We start from the raw sequence: 8,043 nt of genomic DNA on the forward strand, positions 1-8,043 counted from the left end.
AAAGATATTATCTCAAAAAAACCATATTTTAAGATGATAAGACAAGTAGGACTTTTAACATCTTGAAAGCACAGAGGATTTATGACAACTGACAACCCACTCCAACAAACCAAGACGCCGTTTAAAACGGGTTCGGGAGAGGCTCACCTTTATAGCCTTAAAAAACTCGAAAAACTTGGTTATGGTAATATTGGCAAGCTTCCGTTTACCATTAAAATATTACTTGAAGCTGTATTGAGAGAGTATGATGGCTTTGCAATCACTGAAAACGACATTAAACTTCTGGCCGGTTATAACGCCAAAAAACCACAGGGTGAAATTCCTTTTAAACCGTCTCGTGTAGTATTGCAGGACTTTACCGGCGTTCCGGCTGTTGTGGATCTGGCCGCACTTCGTTCAGCAATGGACAGAATGGGTGGTAACCCGACATCCATCAATCCGCAGGTTCCGGTAGATCTGGTTATTGATCACTCTGTTCAGGTGGATATGTTTGGACAGGATTATGCTCTTGAGTTTAATGTGGAAAAGGAAATGGAGCGTAACCGTGAACGATACGAATTTCTGAAATGGGGTAAAGAGGCTTTTGATAATTTTCGTGTTGTGCCTCCGGGGCGCGGAATTGTTCACCAGGTGAATCTTGAATACCTCGCAAAAGGAGTATTTACCCGAAAAGAAGATGACGGGTCAACAGTAGCTTATCCGGATACGTTAGTAGGAACCGACTCTCACACAACCATGATTAACGGACTCGGTATTCTTGGTTGGGGTGTTGGCGGGATTGAAGCGGAAGCAGCTATGTTGGGACAACCAATATCCATGCTTGTACCTGAAGTAGTAGGAATGAAATTGACTGGAAAACTTCGGGAAGGTATTACTGCAACTGACCTGACGCTGACGGTAACTCAAATGCTTCGTGAGCATGGAGTGGTCGGTAAGTTTGTAGAATTCTATGGTGCCGGCATCAGTAATATGAGCCTCCCGGATCGGGCAACCATTGCGAACATGTCTCCTGAATATGGAGCAACGATGGGTTTCTTCCCGATTGATGAGGAGTCACTCCGTTATATGAGCAGAACCGGTCGTTCGGACGAGCTCGTGAAATTGGTTGAAGCTTACACCAAAGAGCAGGGACTTTTCAGAACTGATGATACACCTGATCCGGAATTTACATCTACGCTTGAACTGGATCTGGGGACCGTTGATACCTCACTTGCAGGGCCAAAACTTCCTCACGACCGCATCAAGTTGAATAATATGAAGAAAGCTTTTGAGATGTCACTTACGAGTGATAATCCAACGATGGGCTTTAATCTCACTCAGGAGAAACTGGCTAACAAAGGTACCTTTAAGAATGGCCAGGAAATTGAGATGCAGCATGGTGATGTTGTAATTGCAGCTATCACTTCATGTACTAACACATCGAACCCAAGTGTAATGCTGGGTGCCGGTATTGTTGCGAAAAAAGCCGTTGAGAAAGGGCTTAAAGTACCTGCGTATGTGAAGACATCCCTTGCACCGGGTTCACGTGTAGTAACAGAATATCTGAAAGAAGCAGGATTAACTCAGTACATGGACACACTCGGTTTCAACCTGGTTGGCTACGGATGTACAACCTGTATCGGTAACTCAGGTCCGCTTCCCGAAGCTGTGGAAACAGCCATTAAAGAGGGCGACCTGATTGCTGCCGGTGTTCTTTCCGGAAACAGAAATTTTGAAGGGCGTATCCATCCGTGGGTGAAAGCGAATTATCTTGCTTCGCCGCCGCTGGTTGTCGCATACGCGCTTGCCGGAACCGTGAATATCGATCTGGAAAAAGATCCTATCGGTAAAGACAAAGATGGAAATGATGTGTACCTGAAAGAAATCTGGCCATCAACCGAAGAGATTGCCGAGCATCTGGATTCTGCTATTCGGCCTGAGCTGTTTGATGAGATGTACAGCGATATTTTTGAATCTGAAACATGGGATGATATTCCGGTTTCAGGCGGAGATCTATTCAACTGGAGCGAAGAATCAACTTACATCCAAGAGCCTCCATTCTTTGTAGGAATGAAAGAAAATCCTGATCCTATCAAACCAATTAAAGGAGCCAGGGTTCTTGTGAAAGTTGGCGACTCCATAACGACCGATCACATTTCTCCTGCCGGGAATATCAAAAAAGAGAGTCCTGCAGGTAAGTATCTGATCGAAAAGGGAGTAGAAGAGAAAGACTTTAACTCATATGGCTCCCGACGAGGTAATGATCGCGTAATGACTCGTGGTACATTTGCCAATGTACGCTTTAAAAATCAGCTTGCACCCGGCAAAGAGGGTGGTTTTACCAAGTACTTTCCTGATGATGAGATTACCACCATTTACGAAGCATCACTGAAGTATAAAGAGTCTGATACGCCCCTTGTAGCTTTAGCAGGAACTCAGTACGGAACAGGGTCATCCCGCGACTGGGCAGCCAAAGGAACCAATCTTCTGGGAGTTAAGACGGTAATTGCTGTTTCTTACGAGCGCATTCACCGATCAAACCTGATCCAGATGGGCGTACTGCCGCTGCAGTTTAAGGAGGGCGACAGTGCCGATTCACTTGGATTGGATGGAACCGAAACGTTTGACATCCAAGTGGATGATAATGTGAAAGCCCGCGATGAGATCAAAGTGACGGCCACCAAAGAGAATGGTGAAGTAATCGAGTTTATGACCGATTGCCGAATTGATACGCCGGTTGAGGTGGATTACTACCGAAATGGAGGTATCCTCCACAAAGTTCTTTTAGACTATGTGGAAGAGGATAAGAAAAAAGAATCCTGATTTATTGATTCGTGATCATTTCAAAAACCTCCGTAGTGAAAACTTCGGGGGTTTTTGTTTCTTACAGGGCCGAGAAAAATTATGCGTATAAAAAGTCCTTAATTATTCGTTAATTGTGCAAGATCAAAGTTAACACATAAATGCTCGATTTAAAGTTATGACAGAGGGTAAATCTAAAAGTGAAAATCTTCACAAAAACCTTGAAAAAGAGAACCTTTCGCTCATTCTTGAAACTCTTGAGGGTATCAATAATACCAATGAGTTCAAGACGGTTTTGCATGAAAGTATGGAGGCAACACGGCAGGTTATGGACTCAGAAGCGAGTTCACTTTTTCTGATTGATGATGAAAAAGGTGAATTATTTATTAGCGTGCCCACAGGGCCGGTAAAAAAAGAGGTTGCCGGTAAAAGCATTCCAAAAGAAAAAGGTATTGCCGGTTGGGTGTTGATCAATCAGAAGCCTTACTTGACAAATGATGTTAAAAAATCCGAACACTTTTATGGTGACCTGGTTGAGAGTTTTACAACAAAAAATTTGATGTGTGTCCCCCTCATAAATCGAAATGGAGACGTGATTGGGATTCTTCAGGCAATGAACAAACGTGATGGTAAAGATTACCTGGAGATTGAAATCCCGGTGTTTGAGGCACTTGCAACTCATATTACCATTGCTATTGAACGAACGAAAAAAATTGATTCAATGAGAGATACCATTCAGCAAAAAGATGTCATGATTGCTGAAATTCATCATCGGGTTAAAAACAATTTACAAGCTCTTTCAGATCAGATACAAAAGGACGTTAAACAAATAGCAGACGAAAAAGCCAACGAGCTCTTTAGAAAAATAGAGATGAGAATGAAATCGATGGCTAAGCTTCACGATCTACTGGTTGAGAAAAAGGTAAAAGAGAGAATAGATCTTTACACGTATACTAAAGGTTTGGCCCAAAAAATTGAAGACTCAATGAGTTTCAACATGCTTGACATAAAAATAGGTGTATCAGGCAATGAAATTTCTGTATCACAGAATAAAGCTCTTTTATGCGGTCTGATTCTAAATGAGCTTCTTATTAACGTATATAAGCACGCTCAATTGGAGGGGACAAAAAATGTCAATGCAATTGAAGTCAACGTCGCAAGTGACGAAGGTCTTGTCATTTTAAGCGTGGCAGACAACGGTATCGGTGTACCGGATGATTTTTCTATTCAATCCAAGAGATCTATCGGAATGTGGATAGTGCGTGAGTTGCTTCAAAAACTTAATGCAGACATGACTGTACTAAACGATCCCGGTGCTCGATTTACAATTACGTTTCCGGAGTAATCCAATCAATTTATTTTACGGTTAGCCTTTATCGCAAAAATTATTTATACATAAGGTGTAAATAAATAATGGGGTATCATGGAACCAATGAAACAAAACATCGAAGAAGAGAGCTTTGAAGCTCTGCCAGACAACAATCTCCGCTTGCTGCTCGATACTATAGAGGGAATCAATCAAACCAAAGAGTTTAAGTCTGTTTTGGTTGAGAGTATGGAGGCAATTCGCCTGATTATGAATTCTGAAGCAAGCTCGTTGATGCTTATCGATAAAGATACAGGAGAGCTCTACGTTAGTATGCCTACAGGGCCTGTAAAAACCGACATTGCAGGTAAACGCATTCCAAAAGACAAAGGAATTTCAGGATGGGTAGTATCCCAAAAAAGACCCTACCTGACGAACAATCCATCTGAATCAGAGCATTTCTATGGAGATTTAGTAGAAGGTTTTAAAACGCGTAATATTATTTGTGTCCCGCTCATAAACCGGGAAAATGACGTTATCGGTGTGATGCAGGCGCTTAATCGAAGGGATGGAAATGAATTTACAACCAGGGATGTGCCCGTTATGCAGGCATTGGCATCACACATTACCAGTGCCATTGAACGGACTCGTATGATTGACAGACTCCATGACCGCCTGAAACAAAAAGACACCATCATTGCGGAAATTCACCATCGAATAAAAAATAACCTTCAGGTAATTCTGTCTATTGTAGAAACTGAAGCGATGGACATGGAATCCGGAAATCCAAAAGATGTGCTGAGCGACGTGGCGCACAGAATTAAGTCGATGGCCAAGCTCCATGAGATGCTGAGCGAAAAGAATCTGGAAAATCGTGTGGAGCTGGGAGGCTATTTGAGGCAACTTTCCGAGACTATTCAGGAAACCATGCACTCTATACTCTACAATGTAAAACTGGAACTAAAAAGCGATAAGGTTGAAGTGCGTCAGGAGCAGGCTCTTCTCTGCGGTTTGATCATAAATGAGCTTTTGATCAACATCTATAAGCATGCATTTCTTGAGGACGAACAAGAGGGTAAGATTCAAATCATACTTACTCGAGAAGATAATCAGGTTAAACTTGAGGTATCGGATAACGGAGTTGGGCTTCCGGAAGACTTTAAGTTTGAAAAAGGAGAGTCAATCGGAATGTGGATTGTGGAAGAGCTATTGAAAAAACTGGATGCTCAGATTTTGGTTGAGGGTGTTGGCGGAGCAAGGTTTATGATTACTTTTTTATCTGAATAAAATCTTAAATTGGCCAGCTGCCAAGACCTCTCATTGTAAAAATTCGCGCTAAAAGATGTTTAAGGGGGGATTTTAAAACTATTTTTAAGCCTGATCTGGTCCAGAAATTTGCTGATTCCTTTCGCCCCAGTCTCATATTTATTTCAGCTCTCTTGGCTACTTGCTTAGCTATCTTTCTCTGTTTAGTTGAATAAGCATTCAGGTGATCTTCTTTGTCTGATGAATTGTCCAGAACTCTGATAAGCGTACTCAAACACTCCTCCGCATCGATCCACCCTAGATTCATTCCCTGTCCGCCAATTGGGCTAACAACGTGAGCAGAGTCACCTGCCAGTAGAACTCTGTTTTTATGAAACGTTTCAGCCAAAAGGTGCTGGACGCCAAAACTACTTAGCATGTAGTTTTTACACTCTCCAAGATGAAGGTTTGTTCGCCTGAAAACCTGCTCGGTAATCAGTGACTCCTCGGGATTTTTAATAAAGTGATCCGTTTTTACTACCCATCTGCGCTGACCGTTCGGCAACGGGAAAGATTCTACGAGACCATCTCTATGAAGAAATACGGCTGCATTTTCTCCGAACGCAGTGTTATCATCAAAATCTCCCATTATGTAGGTATCCGGATAGGAGCTCCCATCAAATGAGATGTCGCAGGAATTTCGTACAAAACTGTTTTTCCCGTCACATCCTATCACATAATCAGATGAGATTTTATGAGTACTTTCTTTGATGGAGTAGGTTACAGAAACTTGGTGGTCTGAATTCTCAAGTTGTTCAACCTTAGCACCTCGGACAAGTACTTCAGAATCGAGTGTTTTAACCCACTTTTCCAGAAGTGTTTCGGTATTCCATTGAGGAATTGCGAGGATGTAGGAGTGAGGAGGCGGGCAGGACTGAAAACTGACTTCACCGACAGGATCTTCGTCGAAGAAAGCGAGCCCAAACTCAATTTTCAGGCCCTCTTTCAGAAATGGTTGGGTTATACCGGCACGATCAAAAAGATCCAGCGAGACCGGGTGAATTCCCAATGATTTGGAGTGGATGTCGATTTTTTCTCTTTGTTCGAACACCCTGCACGAAAATCCGCTTTGCAACAATCTCCCTGCAAGGTACAGTCCTACAGGTCCGCCGCCGACAATGATAACATCCACTTTATCCATCAATTTCTCTTTTTTTGATGAATGGCTAATAGCCTGAAAGGAAATTTACGTTTTACGTTCCATGCTTCAGGAACAAGTTCTTGCAGCTCACCTTTTCTAAAGCTTCGCCTGATGGATATTTTACCGTCAGCTGAGATAAAACTATTTCGAAAGAGCAGCGGAGTTGATAAAGCAAATAGTCCATAGCCGATATCGCTTCGCTCAATGTCGTTAAACAGTACGAGTTGTTCAGCCAACTTTTCTGAATCGATGCAGAGGGATTTGACCTCATTATTCATCAAATGATGGAGCAGATGATTGGAAATTACAATATCGAAGCAAGCACCTTCTTCGACCAATTGGTTTGTCGTTTTCTGTCTGAACTGAATCTCTGTGTTGTTGAGATTCATTTCGAAAAATTCTTTAGCTCTAAGATCGGGGTCAATTCCGGTGAGCTTCACATTAAACCCTTCCTTTTGGCATAATTTATCCAGGTGCTTCAAAATGTCACCGCCGCCACAACCAATATCCAAAATGGATATTTTTCCATTATTTGCTTTGATAATTGGCTTCAGGTAGTGATTGAATAGACTGCTCCACCCGGAAAGTAAATTATTAATTGTATAGAACTGCCTGTAAGTATTGAAAAGTTTTTCCTGATCACAATCCGGTCGATCCATCCATTCAGTAAGATTGGGTTCTCGTTCTTTAAAAATAAGAGGCATCAGGAAACGGTTGATTTGGTAAGCAGAGCTGATTCCAACGTCAAACCCGGCCCGAAGGCCATCGCCAGTGTCCGTTCATATTCTGAGCTTGACGGTTTTTCAAGTAACTCTTTCAAGACAAAGAGTACGGTGGCACTGCTCATATTGCCATAATTTGACAGGACATTTCTGGAAGCAGAAAGCGCGTTATCCGGTAATGAAAATGTCTTTTCAACTTTGTCCAGAATGGCTCGCCCTCCCGGGTGAACTCCCCACAATTTGATATCATCAAGAGTTAACTGATATTGCTCTAGAACAGGATCCAAAAACGGATGCAGTCCCTCCTCTAGCAGATCCGGAATATAGTTTGAAAGCACCATATTAAATCCGGTATCACCGATCGACCATGCCATATCATCTTTGCCTTTCTCAGTGATAGCAGAAGCGAACCCGTCAATTTGAAAAGAAGTATGATTTGGTTTCCGACTGCTGACAATCGCCCCGGAACCACCGTCAGCAAACACAGAGGCCGAAAGCAGATCATCCATTTTGGGATTTGCCTGAAAATGGAGCGTGCATAGTTCTACTGACACCACCAACACATTTGCTTTAGGATTGGCCATGCAGATCTGATTTGCCATCTTCAGAGCCGGAATAGCGGCATAACATCCCATAAATCCGAGATGGTATCGCTCTGTTTTAGGAGAAAGCTCCAGCCCTTTGATAATATCGTAATCCGGGCCCGGGGCGTAAAATCCGGTACAGGAAACGGTAATCAGGTGTGTGATTTCTTCAGCCTTAAACTCCGATTGATCCATTAATTTCTC

Annotated in this window: 6 protein-coding genes; 3 read left to right on the forward strand and 3 right to left on the reverse strand. The window is 42.5% G+C overall.

The window, feature by feature from the left end:
- Positions 1-81: 81 nt before the first annotated feature.
- The 3 genes from acnA (at position 82) to ACESM0_RS11475 (ending at position 5,374) form a co-directional block, all read left to right on the forward strand.
- Positions 82-2,802 carry an aconitate hydratase AcnA gene (gene acnA / locus ACESM0_RS11465; protein ID WP_372906347.1) on the forward strand — a complete coding sequence of 907 codons (2,721 nt, stop codon included), beginning with the start codon at positions 82-84 and terminating at the stop codon, positions 2,800-2,802.
- A gap of 157 nt (positions 2,803-2,959) precedes the next feature.
- Positions 2,960-4,126, forward strand: coding sequence for a histidine kinase dimerization/phosphoacceptor domain -containing protein (locus ACESM0_RS11470; protein WP_372906348.1), 1,167 nt, complete (start codon positions 2,960-2,962; stop codon positions 4,124-4,126).
- Positions 4,127-4,204: 78 nt separating this feature from the next.
- Entirely contained in the window at positions 4,205-5,374 is a 1,170-nt protein-coding gene (locus ACESM0_RS11475; RefSeq protein ID WP_372906349.1) for a histidine kinase dimerization/phosphoacceptor domain -containing protein, read from the forward strand.
- A 4-nt stretch (positions 5,375-5,378) separates the two neighbouring features.
- Here ACESM0_RS11475 and ACESM0_RS11480 read toward each other — a convergent pair whose 3' ends face one another.
- The 3 genes from ACESM0_RS11480 to ACESM0_RS11490 form a co-directional block, all read right to left on the reverse strand.
- A complete protein-coding gene (locus tag ACESM0_RS11480; RefSeq protein WP_372906350.1) occupies positions 5,379-6,533 on the reverse strand; it encodes an FAD-dependent oxidoreductase in 1,155 nt (384 codons plus the stop codon).
- A complete protein-coding gene (locus ACESM0_RS11485) occupies positions 6,533-7,237 on the reverse strand; it encodes a methyltransferase domain-containing protein (RefSeq protein WP_372906351.1) in 705 nt (234 codons plus the stop codon). Before ACESM0_RS11485 ends, ACESM0_RS11480 begins: the two co-directional genes overlap by 1 nt.
- Positions 7,237-8,043: type III polyketide synthase (locus ACESM0_RS11490; protein ID WP_372906352.1), on the reverse strand; the 807-nt coding region annotated here is incomplete at its 5' end. The genes ACESM0_RS11485 and ACESM0_RS11490, both read right to left, overlap by 1 nt.

Source organism: Rhodohalobacter sp. (genome assembly GCF_041686455.1).
In the GTDB taxonomy this organism is placed as follows: Bacteria; Bacteroidota; Rhodothermia; order Balneolales; family Balneolaceae; genus Rhodohalobacter.

What these genes read in the sequence shown, in the direction of transcription:
- acnA (WP_372906347.1), top strand. Translation starts at nt 82, where the DNA reads ATGACAACTGACAACCCACTCCAACAAACCAAGACGCCGTTTAAAACG.
- ACESM0_RS11470 (WP_372906348.1), top strand. Translation starts at nt 2,960, where the DNA reads ATGACAGAGGGTAAATCTAAAAGTGAAAATCTTCACAAAAACCTTGAA.
- ACESM0_RS11475 (WP_372906349.1), top strand. Translation starts at nt 4,205, where the DNA reads ATGGAACCAATGAAACAAAACATCGAAGAAGAGAGCTTTGAAGCTCTG.
- ACESM0_RS11480 (WP_372906350.1), bottom strand. Translation starts at nt 6,533, where the DNA reads ATGGATAAAGTGGATGTTATCATTGTCGGCGGCGGACCTGTAGGACTG.
- ACESM0_RS11485 (WP_372906351.1), bottom strand. Translation starts at nt 7,237, where the DNA reads ATGCCTCTTATTTTTAAAGAACGAGAACCCAATCTTACTGAATGGATG.